This is a genomic window from Ruegeria sp. AO1, from assembly GCF_056535985.1.
The window spans coordinates 746,923-765,861 of the sequence record NZ_JBQFJC010000001.1; the positions used below are offsets into that span (position 1 = coordinate 746,923).

The 18,939-nt window shown below is 57.3% G+C and carries 20 protein-coding genes and 1 riboswitch; of the genes, 10 read left to right on the top strand and 10 right to left on the bottom strand.

Annotation, left to right across the window (positions count from 1 at the left end):
- The first annotated feature begins 75 nt into the window (after positions 1-75).
- On the top strand, positions 76-666 hold the full coding sequence (locus tag ACR3FB_RS03570) for a TetR/AcrR family transcriptional regulator (RefSeq protein ID WP_480564181.1): 591 nt from the start codon (positions 76-78) through the stop codon (positions 664-666).
- A gap of 159 nt (positions 667-825) precedes the next feature.
- On the opposite strand, the gene ACR3FB_RS03575 is transcribed toward ACR3FB_RS03570, so the two are convergent.
- The 8 genes from ACR3FB_RS03575 to ACR3FB_RS03610 are packed head-to-tail and all read right to left on the bottom strand — an operon-like array spanning position 826 to position 7,735.
- Positions 826-1,764, bottom strand: a complete 939-nt coding sequence (locus ACR3FB_RS03575) for an acetamidase/formamidase family protein (RefSeq protein ID WP_480564184.1) — start codon at positions 1,762-1,764, stop codon at positions 826-828.
- A gap of 3 nt (positions 1,765-1,767) precedes the next feature.
- The gene (locus tag ACR3FB_RS03580) at positions 1,768-2,796 is read right to left on the bottom strand and encodes a branched-chain amino acid ABC transporter permease (protein WP_480564187.1); all 1,029 of its coding nucleotides are present in this window, start codon (positions 2,794-2,796) and stop codon (positions 1,768-1,770) included.
- The gene (locus ACR3FB_RS03585; RefSeq protein WP_170492416.1) at positions 2,793-3,689 is read right to left on the bottom strand and encodes a branched-chain amino acid ABC transporter permease; all 897 of its coding nucleotides are present in this window, start codon (positions 3,687-3,689) and stop codon (positions 2,793-2,795) included. The genes ACR3FB_RS03580 and ACR3FB_RS03585 overlap by 4 nt, the downstream gene beginning before the upstream one ends.
- Before the next feature lies 1 nt (position 3,690).
- Complete coding sequence (locus tag ACR3FB_RS03590; protein WP_480564191.1) at positions 3,691-4,395, bottom strand: ABC transporter ATP-binding protein; 705 nt, start codon at positions 4,393-4,395, stop codon at positions 3,691-3,693.
- A 41-nt stretch (positions 4,396-4,436) separates the two neighbouring features.
- Positions 4,437-5,591 (bottom strand): ABC transporter substrate-binding protein, encoded by a 1,155-nt coding sequence (locus ACR3FB_RS03595; RefSeq protein WP_480564194.1) that lies wholly within the window; start codon positions 5,589-5,591, stop codon positions 4,437-4,439.
- A gap of 29 nt (positions 5,592-5,620) precedes the next feature.
- Complete coding sequence (locus tag ACR3FB_RS03600) at positions 5,621-6,331, bottom strand: ABC transporter ATP-binding protein (protein WP_480564197.1); 711 nt, start codon at positions 6,329-6,331, stop codon at positions 5,621-5,623.
- A complete protein-coding gene (locus tag ACR3FB_RS03605) occupies positions 6,324-6,965 on the bottom strand; it encodes a cysteine hydrolase family protein (protein ID WP_480564200.1) in 642 nt (213 codons plus the stop codon). Before ACR3FB_RS03605 ends, ACR3FB_RS03600 begins: the two co-directional genes overlap by 8 nt.
- The gene (locus ACR3FB_RS03610; RefSeq protein ID WP_480564203.1) at positions 6,962-7,735 is read right to left on the bottom strand and encodes an N-formylglutamate amidohydrolase; all 774 of its coding nucleotides are present in this window, start codon (positions 7,733-7,735) and stop codon (positions 6,962-6,964) included. Before ACR3FB_RS03610 ends, ACR3FB_RS03605 begins: the two co-directional genes overlap by 4 nt.
- A gap of 68 nt (positions 7,736-7,803) precedes the next feature.
- Between ACR3FB_RS03610 and ACR3FB_RS03615 the strand changes: the two genes are divergently transcribed.
- The 7 genes from ACR3FB_RS03615 to rpsD all read left to right on the top strand — a co-directional run bounded on the left by ACR3FB_RS03615 (position 7,804) and on the right by rpsD (position 15,024).
- Positions 7,804-8,682, top strand: a complete 879-nt coding sequence (locus ACR3FB_RS03615; RefSeq protein ID WP_371811947.1) for a MurR/RpiR family transcriptional regulator — start codon at positions 7,804-7,806, stop codon at positions 8,680-8,682.
- A complete protein-coding gene (locus tag ACR3FB_RS03620; protein ID WP_480565850.1) occupies positions 8,682-9,992 on the top strand; it encodes a type I glutamate--ammonia ligase in 1,311 nt (436 codons plus the stop codon). The genes ACR3FB_RS03615 and ACR3FB_RS03620 overlap by 1 nt, the downstream gene beginning before the upstream one ends.
- A 114-nt stretch (positions 9,993-10,106) precedes the next feature.
- Positions 10,107-10,628: a GNAT family N-acetyltransferase gene (locus tag ACR3FB_RS03625; RefSeq protein ID WP_480564206.1), complete on the top strand. Its 522-nt coding sequence runs from the start codon at positions 10,107-10,109 to the stop codon at positions 10,626-10,628.
- 119 nt (positions 10,629-10,747) lie between these two features.
- Positions 10,748-10,951: riboswitch (cobalamin riboswitch) on the top strand.
- Between the two features lie 64 nt (positions 10,952-11,015).
- Positions 11,016-12,287 carry an aromatic ring-hydroxylating oxygenase subunit alpha gene (locus ACR3FB_RS03630; RefSeq protein ID WP_480564209.1) on the top strand — a complete coding sequence of 424 codons (1,272 nt, stop codon included), beginning with the start codon at positions 11,016-11,018 and terminating at the stop codon, positions 12,285-12,287.
- Between the two features lie 5 nt (positions 12,288-12,292).
- Positions 12,293-13,372, top strand: coding sequence for an FAD-binding oxidoreductase (locus ACR3FB_RS03635; RefSeq protein ID WP_480564211.1), 1,080 nt, complete (start codon positions 12,293-12,295; stop codon positions 13,370-13,372).
- A gap of 261 nt (positions 13,373-13,633) precedes the next feature.
- Complete coding sequence (locus tag ACR3FB_RS03640; protein ID WP_480564214.1) at positions 13,634-14,101, top strand: hypothetical protein; 468 nt, start codon at positions 13,634-13,636, stop codon at positions 14,099-14,101.
- 302 nt (positions 14,102-14,403) lie between these two features.
- Positions 14,404-15,024, top strand: a complete 621-nt coding sequence (gene rpsD, locus ACR3FB_RS03645; RefSeq protein ID WP_170374584.1) for a 30S ribosomal protein S4 — start codon at positions 14,404-14,406, stop codon at positions 15,022-15,024.
- A gap of 57 nt (positions 15,025-15,081) precedes the next feature.
- Here rpsD and ACR3FB_RS03650 read toward each other — a convergent pair whose 3' ends face one another.
- Positions 15,082-15,969 (bottom strand): AraC family transcriptional regulator, encoded by an 888-nt coding sequence (locus ACR3FB_RS03650; RefSeq protein WP_480564217.1) that lies wholly within the window; start codon positions 15,967-15,969, stop codon positions 15,082-15,084.
- Between the two features lie 161 nt (positions 15,970-16,130).
- Here ACR3FB_RS03650 and ACR3FB_RS03655 point away from each other — a divergent pair, with 161 nt between their 5' ends.
- Positions 16,131-16,955, top strand: a complete 825-nt coding sequence (locus tag ACR3FB_RS03655; RefSeq protein ID WP_480564220.1) for an SDR family oxidoreductase — start codon at positions 16,131-16,133, stop codon at positions 16,953-16,955.
- 2 nt (positions 16,956-16,957) lie between these two features.
- On the opposite strand, the gene ACR3FB_RS03660 is transcribed toward ACR3FB_RS03655, so the two are convergent.
- Complete coding sequence (locus tag ACR3FB_RS03660; RefSeq protein WP_170374590.1) at positions 16,958-17,419, bottom strand: Lrp/AsnC family transcriptional regulator; 462 nt, start codon at positions 17,417-17,419, stop codon at positions 16,958-16,960.
- Between the two features lie 102 nt (positions 17,420-17,521).
- Here ACR3FB_RS03660 and ACR3FB_RS03665 point away from each other — a divergent pair, with 102 nt between their 5' ends.
- On the top strand, positions 17,522-18,937 hold the full coding sequence (locus ACR3FB_RS03665) for an aminotransferase class V-fold PLP-dependent enzyme (RefSeq protein ID WP_480564223.1): 1,416 nt from the start codon (positions 17,522-17,524) through the stop codon (positions 18,935-18,937).
- Positions 18,938-18,939 lie beyond the last annotated feature (2 nt).

Here is an 18,939-nt window from a genome sequence, read left to right on the forward strand (position 1 = left end):
GTAAATCGTCTTGTTTACTTATGTTGAGTGGGTGAAATTTGTAAACAAACTTTTTTACTTTTTGAGGCGAAATCCGTGAAACGTACTGAAAAGAAAAGAAAAGATATCATCGATGCAGCCATCGATGAGTTTCGAGAACAAGGATTTCTGGGGGCCAGGACGACCTCAATCGCCCAAAAAGCAAATGTTTCGAGTCGCACGCTCTACAACCACTTCGAAAGCAAAGAGGCCCTCTTCGAAGCAATCTCAGAAATCATGTTGGAGCAGAACCGGAGTATGCAGCCGGTTGCCTATGACCCAAGTCGTGACTTCGTTGAGCAGCTGAAAGATGCTCTGTGGCGGTACACTGCGGTCATAACGGAAGAGACGGCTATCGGACTAAACCGCATGGTCCTTTCTGAGCTGATCCGCGACCTCGATCGCTCTCGGAAATTCTTCACGGAGACGGAAATGCACGACTACCCGATGACGCAGTTGATCGGCGAAGCCATGGACGCTGGCGTAATCCGAAAAGCCGATCCGGTCTTCGCGACCAACCAGCTCTTGGGGCTTGTCAAAAACTTCTTCTTCTGGCCGGAGTTTTTCCTGGGCGAGAACCCGACCACCAAGGGCGTAATGGACGATTGCATCGCCATGTTTATGGCGCACTACAAAATGGGCAAGTGAACCGCTCGTCAGACGCTTGACGCAGTCGTCACGATAGCGAAACAATCGAGGCCGAAGAACACCTACTGAAAAGATCGCTTACTTGCGGACGTATTTTGAACGGCTGACGGCTTCCGACATCGACCGCATAGCTCCGACACTCAGGAGTTGCAGCATTCTTCAGTTCAGAACGGTCTTCGGAAAGTAGAATGAGACCGTCCAGTTCGGGATATCCACGATCTCACTGATGCGCAGATCGCCGCAGACCGAGCAGAGCATGTAAGCATCAAGCGCTGACATCCCCGTCGTGGCCGAGATCCAGTCGACCATACCCGCCACTGCATCGCGGGCGGCCTGCATGAGATCCTCACCGATGCCTGTCGTCGCGTTGTAGCCGGAGGTATCGAAATGGCGGGTGACGGGGCCGTTGGTTTCAAACCGGGGGTAGGGCAGGTTTTCGCCTTTGAGAAGGTCGATTTTGATCGCCACGTCCATAGGGCTTTCGATGGCGGTGCCGCAAATCTCGCCATCGCCTTGTGCCGCGTGGGTGTCCCCCAGAGACAGCATCCCGCCCGCCACCTCGACGGGAAGGTAAAGCGTTGTCCCCACGCAATTGTCGCGGATGTCCAGATTGCCGCCGACCCGGCGCGGAGGGACGACGGAGTGCAAGCCCGGCTCGGCCAGCGCCAGGCCGATTGTGCCGACGAACGGCTTGAGCGGTACCTTCCCGCCCGGGCCGAACAGAGCAGGGGTCATCGCGGTGGAATCATAGTTCCAGATATGAAGCGCCGCGTCGGGAAACTGATCGGTCAGCAGGCCAAAACCGGGGATGTTGGCGGTCCAACCCCAGCCCGAAGGTTTGAAATCCAGAAAGGTCACGGCAACTGTATCGCCGGGCTCGGCCCCTTTGATGTGGATCGGCCCCGTGACCGGATTGACCGCGTCAAAGGACAGTGCACCCAGGTCAGCCACGGTCGAGGAGGCGCTCAACTGCCCGCCCGAGCTGTCGATGGTTTCGACCTCGACCGTCTCGCCGGGGTCGACGCTCAGGACGGGTTCGATGGAGTTGTCCCATCCGAAATGGTGGTTGTGTTTGTGGATGGTGTGGTTGCAACCCATGACTTACTCCTGTTTTTTCAGAACCAGGTCTTCGATTTCTTGATCACCCATGATCCCTCCGGGACGCAGGGCCATGGTCAGTACGATGACCGTTCCCAGTGCAATACCCGACAAGCCGAGCACTTCGGGCAGGTCGATGCCCAGCAAGACCGGGCCGGTTTCCAGCCATCGCACGCATTCCAACCCGAACGAGATCAGAAGCGTGCCCAGAACCGCACCTGTGACTGTCCGCATTCCCCCAAGGATCAGCATGGCGAGTGTCAGAAAGACGTGGTTGAAATAGAAGGGCCGTGCGCTGATCGTGCCAAGGAAATAGGCGTAAGCAATCCCGGCGACCGCAAGCAGGATGGCTGACAGGACCCAGGCAATCAGGCGTAACCGGCGAATATTCACGCCCATTGCGGCGGCTCCGACCTCATCATCGGCGCAGGCGCGTAGTTGGATGCCCCAACGGCTTTCGCGAAACAGGCGCACGATGAACACAACGAATACGGACAAGATTACTATAGACGTCAGTGAGAACACCTGCGGAATGCCGAAAAACGCCTGATTTCCTTTGAAAATGTCGGTGCGGTACAGGAATACAGAATGCACGATGACCAGGACGGCAAGGGAAAAGATGGTCACTCCAGACCCTGTCAGGCGCACGACAAACAGTCCGACGATTAGGGCCAGAACCGCGGTGATCACAATGGCAAGCAGCGCCGAACTGACCGGATCCAACGAGAAGGCATTCAACCCCCAAGGCGCATCCGGCAGAGAGATGGATTTGACCGTCACCGGCGTCACGCAAATCGCGGCCACATAGGCACCGATCCCCATGAAGGCACTGTGGCTAAGGTTGGTCAGGCGCGCATTGCCCATGAACACCTGCATGGCCAGAACGACCAATAAGTTCACGTAGGCGCTGTATACCAGCCGAAGCTGATAGCGAGAGCCGAAATAGGTCACGATCAGCCCAATCGCGATCAATACGGCGGCCAGGATCGCAGCACCCACCAACCCGCGTTTCTGACTGGGATTCAGGATCATATCTTGTCCCCTTTCTCAGTCGGGGGCGACAGGATGCCATCCGGCCTCCAGACCAGAACGAGGGCTATGATTCCAAAGACAAAGGCGTCTTTCATGCCGCCATATTCCTGCGGCAGTAGGACTAGCATGGCGACCTCGATCGCGCCGAGAAGAAAGCCGCCCAGCACGGCTCCGGGCAGGCTGCCAAACCCTCCGACGACGCAGGCCACAAAGGCCTTGAGGACCGGGTTGAACCCCAGATGCGGATCAACCGATCCACGGCGCGCCATGATGAAGATACAGGCCAGCCCGGCCAGTAGGCCCGACACCATGAAGGCCACCGCAAACACCCTGTTGGATTTGACGCCAACCATGCGGACCATCTCAAAATCCAGCGAGGCGGCGCGCATGGCCAGACCCAGTGTTGTGCGTTTGAGAAACAGCATCAGCCCGACGATCACCAGTACCGTCGTCACTGCCTCGAACACTTGAAGGGAAGATACCTGAACGCCTAAAAGCTGCACGGGCCAGTCGAGGAAATACAGAGACGTCACCGCCACGGGGCGTGGTGAGACCGCAAGCAAAAACACGTTCTGCAGTATGATTGAGACACCAAAGGCGGTCAGCAGGCCGGTGGTTGGGTCTGCGTATCGCACGGGTCGAAACGCAACGCGTTCAAGCAGAAGGGACATCAGGATCGCAGCGGCGATCGCTCCGCCTATCACGATGAACGGGTTGTTCAGTGCCAGTGCGGCAAAGGCTACCATTGTGTAGCCGCCAACCGCGATCACCTCACCATGGGCAAAGTTCACCAGCCCCATGATCGAAAAGACAATCGCAAGACCGAGTGCAATCAGCGCATATTCCGCACCAAAGGCGAGCGCGTTCATCATCTGCTGGGCCACGTATTCCATGTCAGGCGATTCCCGTCAGTTCCGCCATAAGCGCGCTGCTCTGGCCCAGTGTTTCCTTCGTCCCCTCGGCCACGATCCGCCCGTTGTTCAAAAGGTAAGCGTAGTCCGACAGGCGCAGCGCCTGCGTTGCGTTCTGTTCAACCAGCAGGATCGTCATTCCCTGCGCTTTCAGCTGTTCGATCATCTGGAAAATCTGGCTTACGATCTTGGGGGCAAGACCTAGGCTGGGTTCGTCCAGCAGCAGGATCTTGGGGCGTGTCATCAAGGCGCGGGAAATTGCCAGCATCTGCTGCTCACCGCCCGACAAGGTGCCAGCCGGTTGGTCTCTGCGTTCGCCAAGGATTGGAAAGGTCTCAAGCCAGTGGGCGATATCGGCGTCCTTGGCCGTGCGGTCAGAACGCGTGGCACCGCCCAGAACCAGGTTTTCCTCGACGCTCAGATTCGAGAAGATCCGCCGTCCTTCTGGCGCCACTGACATACCCGCCTGCACGCGGGCTTCTACAGGCAGGGCCGAGATATCGGCCCCGTCAAAAGTGATCCGGCCCGAGGACTTGACCACCCCCATCAGCGCCGAGATGGTCGAGGTCTTGCCCGCGCCGTTGGGGCCTAGCAAGGACACACAGCGGCCCTTGTCCACGGCGAAAGAGATGCCGTGCACGGCCTCGATCGGACCGTGAGAAACTATTAGTTTTTCAACATTCAGCATGGGATTGGAAACGAGGGCTTGAACCGCCCCCGTCTTTTGGCTCAGTTCCAGTCTTTCGGTGTGTTTTCGGGAATTTCGTTCGAGATCAGAACCCGCTTGCCATCTTTGTAGCCAATCACAGGGATCGTGCGCTGGGCATAGGTTTTCGTATCCTTGAACGAAATGCTGTCGACTGTCAGAACCGGGATCGACTCGGCCGTGCGGATCGTTTCCGCAATCACCGCCGGGTCGCTGCTGCCGGAGGTTTCGACCGCCCAGGCAACGGCCTTGACTGTGTCGGCACCGGTGGCTGGGAACAAGCCGGGCACATCGTGGCCCAAATCCTTGCAGTCCGCCATGAACTTGACCACGGCGCTTTCGTCGTGGCTTGGGGCCAGCGTGGCAAAGAACACCTTGTCGAGAATCGCAGGATCATCAGCCGCGACAGCATCCAGCGATGGATCGTCAAACCCGTCCGAGCCGACCACCCAAGCGTCGATCCCCGCGCTGCGCAGCTGTCGAACCAGCACACCAATATCGGGCATGATCGACGAAATATAAACGGCGTCGATCTCTTCACCCAGTGCTTTCATGTCCGCGATCTGAGGCGACCAGTCCGATGTGCCAAAGCTGAAATTCATCTTAGCCAGCACCTTGCCGCCGCCCTCTTCGATCACTTGACCGAACCACAGCGGGGTACGCGCGGACCACGACCCGCCTTCGTCCGAGGTCAGTAGAACCACGTTCTTGACCCCTTCGCTGAGCGCATGGTTGGCAGCTGCCGTTGCCGTGAACGGATCAGGCGAGACGCCGGTAAAGAAATTGTCCACGATGCCCGCGTGCATCTCGACCTGCGTGGATTGCGGCTGGAAGATGGAAACGCCGTAAGGTTGGGCGATCTGAGCCACCGGGATCATCGTGTCCGAGAACGGCGTGGTGCCCAGCATCACAACGCCTTCGTCGAGAAACTTCTGAGCCAGTGAGATCGCGGCCTGCGTGTCGCCTGCGGAATCCTGCACCAGGACTTCGATCTGCTTGCCGCCAGCACCACCGTCGGCGTTGATCATATCGGCCATACAGCGCGCGCCCAGGTATTCGGAGTAGATGGCCAGATCACCTGTCATCGGTACGCCCAGTCCGATCTTGATCGTATCTTCAGCGACCGCGGGTAGGGCGAGGTTCATGGCGGTCAGAGTCGTAAGGGTCAACTTCTTCATACTTGTTCTCCTGTTGAAAGCCGCCTGCGTCACGCGGCACGTTCATCGGTTTCGCCAAGATAAGCGTCGATAACCTCTTGGTTCTTGGTTATTTCTTCGGGTGCGCCTTCGGCAATGATGGCGCCCATGTTCAAAACAGTGATCTTGTCACAGAGCGACATGATGAATTTCAGATCGTGATCGATCACCAAAATCGCGCAGTCCGAATGCGTCCGCACCCATGTCAGTGACTTACCCAGAGCTTCCGTTTCCTGTTCGTTCATCCCAGCGGCGGGTTCGTCCAGCATCAGGACACGCGGGTTCAGGGCCAGCGCGCGAACGATCTCTAACCGCCGAAGCTGCCCATATGCCAACGACCCGGCATTTTGGTTGAGCTTGTCTGACAGTCCGAACTCGGGGATCGCGGCCTCGACAATTTCGGCGCCGCGGCCAGAATAGCGGGCGACGTCGATGTTTTGCGCGACGCTGAGGCTTGGAAAGACCCGCAGGTTCTGGAACGTCCGCGCCACACCGCGCGCCGCGCGTTCGTGGGCGCGCAGGTTGTCCAGTGGCTCGCCATCCAGCGAAAGGCTGCCTGCCGAGTGGGTCAGCAGGCCAGAGATCAGGTTGACCAGCGTCGTCTTGCCTGCGCCATTGGGGCCGATCAGGCCGCGCACCTCGCCCGGTGCGACGGACATGGTCACATCCTCAACGGCGTGGACCCCGCCAAAGGTCTTGGTGATGCTGTTCAGATCAAGCACCGGCCAATTCCTCGACCAGTTCTTTTGTAGTGACTTGTCGGCAATAACCCTTGATCGCGCGCAGAGAGCTATCGTGCCGATCCTGCGTATGGGTCAGGCAGGCATCTTCGACCTGAGTGACAAGGTAGCCCAGATCACACGCGTCCCGGATGGCGCTTTCGACGCATTGATCCGTCAAAAGACCGGACAAAACGACCTGACGAACGCCAAGATTACGCAGGATGTAGTCAACATGCGTGGACACAAACACCGAAGAAGACGTCTTCGGCAGTACGATCTCATCCCCTTGGGGTGCGATCTGGTCAATGACCTTTCCCTCCCAGCTGCCCTTGGGAACATGAAAACCCGTAATCTTGTAGTCCAGTGACCGGTCACGCCCGTCGAGTGTCAGGCTTTCGATATTGGTATACATGACCTCGACGCCGGCAGTGCGGCAGGCGGCCTGTATGGCCTGCATGTTCGGGATCACGCGGGTGTCTAGCTGATCGAAAAACCAGCCGTATTTCTCATTGAATTCGGCCTCAGGCAGGTCTTTGAATTCGGCTCCTTCCCGGTGTGCCGAATAGTTCTGCACGTCAATGAACAACAGCGCGGATTGCGATGGGATAAGTGGAACATTTCGGGTCAAGGTCACGTCTTGGTCTCCAATATCCGGGTAAAGGCTTCGGCGAGAAGCTGCGCCCAATCTTCGACGCCTTTTGTATCGCGGATCAGGTCATTGCGGATCTCGACCAGCGAATGTGCCAGTCCGCGCGGTTCGGCGAAACGCGGTATGAACCAGTCGCTTTCACTTTCGATCTGATAGGGCTGGTTCAACGCCATATGCAGATCGGGACGTAGGGATGAGATATGGTCGATGGCGGCTTGTCCCGTTTTCGGGTCAACGCGGGTCAGAAATCCAGCGTGCCAAGGTCGCGTCTCACCATCGACCTGTGCGGCGAAGGAGTGGATCGACACCGCAAGTACACGCGGTGCCCGGTCCAGCATATGTTCAATGGCACCGTTCAGAGGGGCCATGATCTCGCGCTGACGTGCTGCGCGATCCGCAGCGGTCAAGTTCAGATTGGCTGGGATCTGCTCTCCAAAGCTGTTTGGCGGAATTGAGTCCGGTGCCTCGATCGGGCGGTTGCAATCAATCACAAGGCGGGAATAGCGCTGCAAGATCAAAGGTGCCCGTAGGAGGTCAGCCAATTGCCGGGCCACAGCCTCGGCTCCGATATCCCAACCGCGATGACTGGCCTGCACCTCTTCCGAGACGCCAAGATTGCCCAGCTTTTTCGGGATCGCGCGTCCGGCGTGTTCGCAGAGCAGCGCGATCTTTGCATCACTGTCACGATTCACCCATTCCACCGGGTCGGGATCCCCGGCGACCAGCAGTTCTTGGGTGGCAGCTGATGTGTTCATAAGGCCCACGTTAGAGAACAAGTTTTTTCAGAGTCAATGAAAAATAGATTGACTGAAATTTTTATTCCATGCGATCCATTCAGATCAGGAGGTGCCGCTTGCTTGTTAGGCAGAGGATTGAAGCGAAGGCGGAGAACATGACCGCGAGCGAGCGCAAGCTGGCCGCTGCTTTGCTCAGCGACTACCCCTATGCGGGTTTGGTCACGATTCAGGAACTCGCGCGCCGGGCCGAGGTATCGGCCCCGTCGATCTCTCGGTTTGTCACCAAGATCGGACTGGGCGGTTATCAGGAATTCCAACGTGCTCTCTTGTCGGAATTGAAAGAAGGCCAACGCTCGCCCACCGATCTGCACGGCGAAGGGCGCAGTGTTGATGGAGGGTTCTTACGTGATTTCATCGCGCGCGCCTCGTCCCAGATGGCGCTGTCGGCAGAAGGCATCACCGAGGCGCAGTTTCAGCGCATATGCTCGGTACTGAGCCAGCCTAAAAGCGATGTCTATATCTTGGGCGGTCGGATCAGTGACACCATCGCGCAGCATTTGTCCTTTCACCTGCGCCAAACCCGCAGCGGCGTGTATCATCTTCCGGCCAACAATGAGGTCTGGCCGGAATACCTGCTGCGGATGAAGCCTGCGGATATCCTGTTTCTCGTCGATTTTCGCCGCTACCAACCCGCGCTGGCGCGATTGGCCGCGACTGCCGCGCAGGACCGAGGGGTTCGCGTTGTCCTCATGACAGACAAATGGCTGTCTCCCATATCCCGCCATGCGGCAGAAATCTTGCCAGTTCCGATCGAAAGCGGCACGCTCTGGGACACGTATACAGCGGCCCTTGCCGTGACCGAGGCGCTGGTGACGCGTATCGCCGAAGACAACTGGGACCAGACGAAATCCCGCATCGAAGCCTGGGACGCCATGCGATCCCACAATCAGGACCCCAACCCATGATGCCCAAAACCCCCTTGATGTTTGTCGCCACCTCTGACCTTGCCGGTAAATTACGGGGCAAGGCCTTTCCGGCGGATCAACTGAACAAGCGGTTGCAGCGCGGGGTCGGGTGGACACCAACGAATGTTCAGATCAACTGCTTTGACGGAATTGCCGAAAGCCCGTTTGGTGCGCTGGGCGATCTTCTTCTGATCCCGGACGCCACGGCCGAGACAAAAGTCGAGTTCGGCGAAGAAACTGGTCTGCATTTTCTTATGGGCGACATCGTCACGCTTGACGGAGACCCGTGGGACTTCTGCACGCGCAGTTTGTTGAGGGCGGCGCTGGAGCGGCTGCACAAGGTCTCAGGCGCAAATTTGCTGGCTGCGTTCGAGCATGAGTTCCAGCTGAAAGATCCGCCAAGCCAGGCCAACGAAGCCTATGGTCACCGGGGCTTTGGCCTGCAGCGTGATCTGTGCGAGACCTTGATCAACGCGATTTGTCAGGTCGGTTTGAAGCCGGATTCGATCATGAAGGAATATGGGCCAAACCAATATGAGGTCGTCATCGGTCCTGAACTGGGGGTACGCGCAGCGGACGCGGCCATCATGGTACGCGAACTGACCTATGCGACTGCACAGGCCTATGGCGAGCGGGCGACCTATACCCCTATTCGTGATGTCGCGAGCGTTGGGAATGGGGTCCATATCCATATGAGCTTTGTTGACGATAGAGGCGCGCCGCTGACCTACGCCGAAGACGGGCCCTGCGGTATGTCGGACCTGACGAGTGCCTTCGCTGCTGGAGTTTTGAAATATCTGGATGCAATCCTGGCCCTGACTGCGCCTTCGGTGATCTCGTATGAGCGCCTGACACCGCATCGTTGGTCTGCGGCTTTCAACAATCTGGGTTTCCGCGATCGCGAGGCTTCCTTGCGGATTTGTCCTGTAACTGCAAAAGACCCGGCCTCGATCACGGGGCAGTTCAACATCGAATACCGCGCGGCGGATGCTGCAGCTTCGCCTCATCTGGCGCTTGCGGCGGTTGTCATGGCTGGGGCGCAAGGGATCGAAGAGGGGCTACCCGCGCCCATTCCAACCGAGGAAGATCTTTCGCTGTTGGACGTCGCAGAACTGAACCAAAGGGGGCTGGTGCGCTTGCCTCAGACCTTGGAAGACGCGCTAGACCGGTTCGTTTCCAACCCGGTTGTCACCGGTTGGTTCCCCAAAGGCTTCGCTGAGGTGTATCAAGCGCACAAGCAATCCGAGATCGCGACAACCGAACATCTGGACACAGACGCACGCTGCCGATTGTACGAAGAAACATATTGACCTGAGCGGCTGGTCTTGCCGAAGCTCGCCAAATGCGACATCTGGGGCGTCGGTCGGGTAGTTTCGCGCCGTATGACGCGGCGCAGGCTGTTTAGCTCAGGATAGGGATGGATCATGGACCGTTCAGAAACCGATGCCATCTTGAATGTGCATAGGCTGGCTTTTGGCGAAGCAGAAGGTGACGAAATCGCTCAACTCGCCGAAGATCTCCTTGAGTATCCGGAAACGATTTCAATCAGCGTAAGGCGTGAGGGGCAGATCGCGGGCAATGTCATGTTCACCCCGTTTGTCTTCCAGGATCACCCGGACGTTAAATGCTGTCTTCTGGCGCCCTGCGGTGTCTCGCCCGAGCATCAAGGTCTCGGTGTTGGCAGAGAGATGATGGAGACGAGCATCAACCACTTGAGATCCGTTGGAACAGACGCTGTCTTCGTGTTGGGCGTTCCGACTTTCTATCCCCGATTTGGGTTTGTCCCTACCGACAAAGAGACGCCATATCCGGACCTTCTGACGATCCCCGAGGCATGGATGGCGCTAGAGCTTACCGCAGGATATGTTGAAAAGCTGGGGGGCAAGACACTTGCGATTGCGCCCTTTATGCACTCGCATTTGTGGGACACATCGCAGCACGGGTGAATTCCGTTTTTTTGTTCTTGTCTCAAAACGCAGCCCTGTTTCAGGTTTCCATTTTTGCAGACCATGTCTGTTTTGTTTCTGGAAATGTCGCAAGGCTTTCAGCCACGAGTCCTTCTCCGAGTAGGTTGCGCGTGTGAGGTGCTGCTGTCTGATTCTCAGGTGGCAGAGAATTGGGAAGCCGGTGCAATTCCGGCGCTGCCCCCGCAACGGTAAGAAAGGTCAGGTTCGACAGGTGACCACTGGGACGAGGATCCCGGGAAGGTGTCGAAACCGGGCGTAAGCCCCTTTCAAGTCCGGAAACCAGCCTTGCATATATGTCAAACCGCGGGTGGCGGTGGGGGCACAGGTTTCGGACGTGATCCTCGCGCGGCTCCGGAATGGCCTCTGATGTCATCTGCCCAAGCGAAGCCGCGGGGCGCGGCAGGAGAGCCAGAAGTGAGCAACGTTCAAAGCCTGTTGGCGCGTCGAAACCCGGCCTATGCCCTTGAACAGGCATTCTATACAGATCCAGAGGTCTTTCAGACCGACCTTGAAGTCATCCACTACCGGGACTGGCTGTTCGCCATTCCGGCATGTGAGCTGGTGAAAACAGGCGACTATGTGACCTACAATGTAGGCGCATATCGCGTGATCATCGTGCGCGGTGCGGACAACCAGATCCGGGCCTTCCACAACACCTGCCGCCATCGCGGGTCGATCATCTGCAAAGCGGCCAAGGGGAACTCGCCCAAACTGGTTTGCCCCTATCACCAGTGGACCTATGAGCTTGATGGTTCATTGCTGTGGGCCCGCGACATGGGGCCGGATTTCGACCCCAAACAACACGGGCTGAAAACCGTTCACTGCCGGGAATTGGCCGGGCTGGTCTATATCTGTCTTGCAGATGAAGCGCCTGATTTCGACACATTCGCCAACAAGGCGCGTCCCTATCTGGAGTCGCATGATCTGAGCAACGCCAAGGTCGCTTTTGAAAGCACGATCATCGAGAACGGCAACTGGAAGCTCGTTTGGGAAAACAACCGCGAGTGCTATCACTGCGGCGGCAACCACCCTTCGCTGTGCCGGACCTTCCCTGATGATCCCTCGGTGACCGGTATCGAAGGGGGTGAAACCCCGGCCTTCATGCAAACTCACTTCGACCGGTGTGAGGCCGCAGGCATGCCGTCTCAGTTCTATCTGCATGATGACGGGCAATACCGTCTGGCGCGGATGCCGCTGAAGGAAGGGGCGGAAAGCTATACTCTGGACGGCAAATCCGCTGTACGCCGCTTTCTGGGCCGTTCGCCCTTTGCGGATGCGGGGACGTTGTTGAAGTTCCACTATCCCAGCACATGGAACCACTTCCTGGCTGATCATTCGATTGTTTTCCGCGTCACTCCGGTCAGCCCGACCGAGACCGAAGTCACCACGAAATGGCTGGTCAACAAGGATGCGGTTGAAGGGGTCGACTATGACGTCAAGCGCCTGACCGAAGTTTGGATGGCCACCAATGACGAAGATCGCCGCGTGGTAGAAGACAACCAGATGGGCATCAACAGCCCGGCCTATGTGCCGGGGCCGTATTCGGGGATCCAGGAATCCGGTGTTCTGCAATTCACCGATTGGTATTGCAGCACCCTGGCGCGCCACCTGGCACCTAACACGATGGCGGCGGAGTGACGGAGATGAAAGATCTGAACGCTGTTGCCTCGATCTGGCAGGATGACGAGACGCTGGAATGCGTCTCGGTCGTGCCCGAAACGCCAAACACCGCGAGCTTTACGTTTCGCGCCCCTTCGGGGGCGTTGTTTGCCTACCATCCGGGTCAGTTCCTGACGCTGGAAATTCCGGCACCGGGGCAGCCGGGGGGCGTTGTGCATCGGACCTATACGATCTCGTCATCCCCATCGCGTCCACGGTCCATCACGATCACGGCTAAGGCGCAGCCGGACAGTATCGGCACGCGTTGGATGCTGGACAATCTGCAGCCGGGTATGCGGATGCGGGCGATTGGCCCGGCGGGTCTGTTCACCAATGCTGAAAGCGTTGCCCCCAAATATCTGTTCATCTCGGCGGGCTCGGGCATCACGCCGATGATGTCCATGACGACCTGTATGTGGGATGAAGGCCGCGATCTGGATGTCGTCTTCATCAACTGCGCCAAGCGTCCGTCCGAGATCATCTTCCGCCAACGGTTGGAGCAGATGGCAAGCCGGACGCCGGGTCTGGATCTGAAGTTTGTTGTGGAGAAAGCGGATCGCTACAGTCCCTGGACCGGCTACCAGGGTCAGTTCAACCAGCTGATGTTGGGCCTGATGGCCCCAGACTATCTGGATCGCGAGGTCTATTGCTGCGGTCCGGAGCCGTTCATGCAAGCTGTTAGGGACGCTCTGTCGGGTCTTGGCTTTGACATGGACAACTACCATCAGGAGAGCTTTGGTGCCCCGGTTGAGACCGAAGCAGATCAACCCGATCTGTACGACGTCATCCCCGACGATGACAGCGCCGCCGAGATCGTTTTTGCGAGTTCGGGCGTCACTGCCAAGGTTGCCGAGACGGATACGGTTCTGGCTGCGGCACGCGCGGTCGGGTTGAACATTGCCTCGGGCTGTACGTTTGGCGTTTGCGGCACCTGTAAGGTCAAAAAGACCTCGGGTGAAGTTCACATGGTACACAATGGCGGTATCTCCGAGGATGACATAGCAGCAGGCTACATTCTGGCGTGCTGTTCAAACCCGATCGGCAAGGTCGAAGTTGAGGTGTGAACGGGAAGTCTCAGGCTGAAACTGCAGAGCGGCTACGGCCGCCTGCGGTTTCAGATTTTTAAATATTAGTATTAATATTAAATACTTAAATTCCCTATACGCACTTAAGGAAGCTTGGGTGGCACAGGTTTGTTCACGGATAGTTGATTCTATTCGGCAACATTCACGTGATTGCTCAAATTCTGTCTCTTTTCCGCCGGAATCTCCCCTGATAAAGCGGGTTGAGTACTGGGTGGGGTGTTGATAAGTGCGAGCAGGTATATGAGAGCCGGATATAACGGTCGTGTAGCCATTTCATGGAATCAAACCGAGCTTGACGGGCTTGAGGCGGCGCCTTTGGCCTTTTTGGCGGTCGGGTCCGCATGGTCCTGGCGTGGTCAGGCGCTGGTGTTGGGCGAAGTGGCAGAGCAAAATCTTGAACAATTGGGACATATGGGTGCGACTGCTGTGCGCACCCGCGACGCGTTCTCAGCCTCGCAAGAGATTTCGGGTGAGCATTGCGGTACGGTCACATTGACCAATGGGGCGCAACGTTTTTCGGCAGACTTGGTTATCACCGATGACGAACAATGGCCGAGTCTGGTGTTTAACGCTGGCTGTCCGCCTCGGGATCAGGATTTCTGGATCAGTGAAGTCACACATGCCGGTGCTGACCTGCAGAGTGTACCGCAGCCGACCGCAAAGGTGGTGGCCTTTCCAGGAAAATCCGCGCCGGGTTACCTTTCATAGGTTTGGTTACCTGGCTGGCGCTGAACCCGTTGGCCTAAAAACCCTCCAAGAAATTTGAGCAGGGCCGTCGGGACGTGTTGACTCTGACAGTTCTGCGGATATAAGCGCGGCTTCATTGGTGTTGGTGGCCCCCGCAAGGGGATGCCTGTCATGGGGGAAACCTCAAGAGGACAACGCCCTTCATTGTTGCGGTGCGGCCGAAACTATCTCGCATCGGGTTGAGCGGAGACGCTATTGCAGCCCGAAAAGTGGGAACCGGTTTTCGGATCAAGCTGCAATGCCACTAGAGAAGGAGATCAGCCGTGACCAAACGCACGTCTGCCAAGTACAAAATCGACCGCCGGATGGGCGAAAACATCTGGGGTCGTCCGAAATCCCCGGTCAACCGTCGTGAATATGGCCCCGGCCAGCACGGCCAGCGCCGCAAGGGCAAACTGTCGGACTTCGGTCTGCAGCTGCGCGCCAAGCAGAAGCTGAAAGGCTACTACGGCGACTTGACCGAGAAGCAGTTCCGCCGCATCTACGCCGAAGCTGAGCGTGTAAAAGGCGACACCGGTGAAAACCTGATCGGTCTGCTGGAGCGCCGTCTGGACGCCGTAGTCTACCGCGCCAAGTTCGTACCGACCGTTTTTGCTGCACGTCAGTTCGTGAACCACGGCCACGTCAAAGTGAACGGCAAGCGGGTCAACATCCCGTCCTACCGTGTCAAAGAAGGCGACGTGATCGAAGTGCGTGACAAGTCCAAGCAGCTGGCAGTCGTTCTGGAAGCTGTTGCTCTGGCGGAGCGTGATGTTCCTGATTACATCGACGCCGACCACTCGAAAATGACCGCGACCTTCGTACGCGCACCGGGCCTGAGCGATGTGCCTTACCCGGTCATGATGGAACCGAACCTGGTTGTCGAATTCTACGCGAAGAACTAATCTTCGCGGGCACCCGAGATTACAAAGGCCGCGCTTTCAGCGCGGCCTTTTTTGTTTCTAAGCAATGCATTTTGACCCGATGTCCTGACGAGGTGGCACGCCGAATTTGCGCGAGTATTCCCGACTGAACTGGGTCGGGCTTTCATAGCCAACCTCAAACGCTGCTTGCGACACACTCAGCGAACCGTGCGACAAAAGCCTGCGTGCTTCTAGCAGCCTGAGGTCTTTTTGGTATTGTAGCGGCGACGTGGCTGTCACCGCCTTAAAATGGGCGTGAAAGGCAGAAACGCTCATGCCAGCGCTTTGTGCCAGATCGCAGACGGGCAGGGCTGTTCGAAAATCCGCGCGAATGATGTCTATTGCGCGCGCGATACGGCTGGCGGCACTGTCGCGCCATAGCATTTGCCGCAGCATGCCACCGTGATCTGCTTGTAGGAGTCGGTAGTGGATTTCACGGCTGATCATTGGTGCGAGAATTTTTGCATCCGTAGGGTTTAGACTGACGTGAAACAGGCGAGTCATGGCGTTAATCAGATCGGGCGAGGCTTTTGATGCGACAAGGCTTTGGGCTGTTTCGATTCCAGCAGGTTCCGAACCGATAGAGTCATAGAGCCCGCGTAAGATGGTTAAGTCCAACGAGAATACGAGACCGACATAGGGCTTTTCCCGACTTGCTTCAGTGACAGCGGCCAAAACCGGAAGTGAATGGCTGACGATCAGAGAGTCGCCTGCACCGAAGTGAACAAGGCGATCGCCGATACGTGTTTCTTTCTTCCCCTGTAGAACTAGGCAGACAATAGGTTCATACACCTGCGCTTCTATTGATTTCGTTTTGACATCATGAAGAAGGCCGAAACCGTCCAGTGCAGTGGGGTAGAAAGCAGCATCTTCTGCCTGTCCGCCCACGGCTTCGCAGATTTTCTCAACTAAATCATGTTGTGTCATGGTGTCCCCACTGCCTAATTCAGCATATTTTGCGCAAGAGGTCAGTGCTAGCCAGAATCCTGACGGCCAGAGAATTAGGCAGATATTGAGGAGAATTCGGCAGGCGCATCGCGGTTTTCTAACCTATCTAGAGATCAGGCTAACAATTGCGGAGAATGACCATGGCACAGACTATCCTCATAACTGGCGCTTCATCTGGTATTGGCAGAGTTACAGCCGAGCTGTTTCTCATGCAGGGCTGGAACGTCATTGCTACTATGCGCGACCCCAGCAAGGAAGCTGAGCTGACGCAACTCGAGAATGTTCTGGTCACACGTCTGGACGTCACCGATGAGGGTTCAATTGCGGCCGCCGTTGCCGAGGGGATTGAACGCTTTGGTCAGATTGACGTTCTTTTGAACAACGCGGGATACGGCGCGTACGGCCCGCTCGAAGCTTTCCCGATGGAGCGTATCCGGCGGCAATTCGATACCAATGTGATTGGCTTGTTGGCTGTGACAAAAGCCGTTCTGCCGCATATGCGCGCAAATGGTTCGGGCTGCATCGTCAATATTTCGTCCATTGGCGGGCAAATCACCTTCCCCCTCGGAACGCTTTATCACGGCACAAAATTCGCGGTTGAAGGCCTGTCAGAGTCGCTGCACTACGAACTTGCTGCGGCCGGTATCAAGGTCAAGATTGTCGAGCCTGGTCTGATTGCCACCGATTTTGGTGGCCGTTCGTTTGATTTTGTCAATGACGAAAGCATGGCCGAGTATCAACCTGTCGTGCAGGCCTTGTTCAGCACGTGGGGCTCGGAAGAGATGGCAGCGCGCACGTCGCCGCCGAGTGTTGTCGCCGATGTCATTTTGACCGCGGTGACGGACGACACTGACACTTTGCGCTATCGTGCCGGCGAAGATGCCGCTGAATACTTAGACAACCGCAAGGCTCTGGACGACGCAACTTTTATCGGCGGCATGAAGGCGATGCTTGGTTTGGCCTGAGTTCAGATCGGAAGTGGTCGCCCTTCGGCGATCGCTTCCATCGCAAAATATGAGGTCACGCTGTCCAGTTCTACTTTCTCGATCAGGCGTTGGTAGACCTTGTCGTAAGACGCCATATCCTGGGTCACGACTTTCAGTTGATAGTCATAGTCACCGCCGATCCGATGGAAATCCACAACCTCGGGAATGGTCAGAACATGGCGGCGAAACGCCTGCAGCCACTCGGCTGAATGATGCCGGGTGCGCAGCATAACGAAGACCACGAGGTTCAGCCCCAAAGTCTCGCGCGCGATGCGGGCGGTTGACCCGATCAGAACCCCGTTTTCGTTCAGCGCTTTCAACCTGCGCCAACACGCGTTCTGGGACAGCCCGACCCGATCGGCCAGCTCGCGCTGCGAAAGGGTGGCGTCTTTTTGAAGCTCTCTCAGGATGTGAGTGTCTATTTGATCTAAATTTTGGCTCATATCTGATCATATGACACAAAATTTATGAATTCTACGCAAAGAACGATAATGTTTCCACAGTTCGGATGGATCACATTGGACTTACAGTAAGGAGCCAATGCTATGACCCTGTCCAAATTTCGTGCGGATCTCTGTTCGACCACCCACAATTCCCACCTGCGCGACGGGCTGATCGGAGAGAATGTTCTGATCCCGGGTCTGCAGGGGGACGTGCCGCTTGTCTATGCGGATTACGTTGCTTCGGGTCGCGCGTTGCGACAGGTCGAAGACTTTGTGGCCGATCATGTGTTGCCGTTTTATGCCAACAGCCACACCGAAGCCTCCTTCTGTGGGTCCTACATGACCCGTCTGCGTCGCGAAGCGCGCGATGAGATAGCCCGCCTTGTTGGCGCGAGGGGAGAAGACGCGGTGATCTTTACCGGGTCCGGCGCCACGGCGGGGCTCAACCGGTTGGTCAGTCTGCTCGGGGTGGCGGAAGCTGATCAACCGGTTGTCCTAATCGGTCCTTATGAGCATCACTCGAACATTTTGCCATGGCGCGAGAGCAAGGCTCTGGTGGTTGAGATTCCGGAAGCGGCGGAAGGGGGCGTTGATCTGCGCGCGCTGCAGGCGGCGTTGGACACGCACGCTGATGCGGATCTGTTGATCGGGTCATTTTCGGCCGCGTCCAATGTGACGGGGATCATCACCGATCCCGATCCGGTGACGCGTTTGCTCAAGTCACATGGCGCTCTGGCCGTTTGGGACTATGCCGGGGGTGGGCCTTACTTGCCGATGGACATGGGGCCTGCGGGTGCGGGCAAAGATGCGATCGTGGTGTCTCCGCACAAGTTTCCGGGCGGGCCGGGGGCGTCGGGCGTACTGGTCGTGAACCAGAGTGTTGTACAGCGTCGTTGCCCCAGCTGGCCGGGCGGGGGGACGGTGAGTTTCGTCTCGCCCTGGCGCCACGACTACAGCGAAAACCTTTCAACGCGAGAGGAGGCGGGAACGCCCAATGTGATCGGAGATATCCGCGCGGCACTTGCCTTCATCGTCAAGGATGTCGTCGGAACAGATGAGATCGCCCGCCGCGAGGCGCAATATAACCAAATGGCGCTGGAGGGGTGGAAAGACAACCCGAACCTGACCTTGCTTGGGGTGGAGAATGCACATCGCCTGCCGATCTTTTCCTTCCTCGTGCGCGACAATGCAGGGCAACCGGTACACCAGCAACTGTTCACACGTATGCTCAGCGACATATACGGCATTCAGGCGCGCGGAGGGTGCGCCTGTGCCGGCCCATACGCGCATCGGCTTCTGGGCATAGATCGTGCCGCGTCAGAGGAATTGCACGCCGCTCTGTCCGCGGGTGAGGAGATGAAAAAGCCCGGATGGGTGCGTCTGAACTTCTCGTATCTGATGCGCGAGGAAACGGTCCAGTTCATCATCGACAGCGTCAACGACCTGTCCCGTCGGACTGAAGAATTCGCACCGTTCTACAATGCCGACCCGGCGACTGCGCGCTTCAAAGCCGCATGATG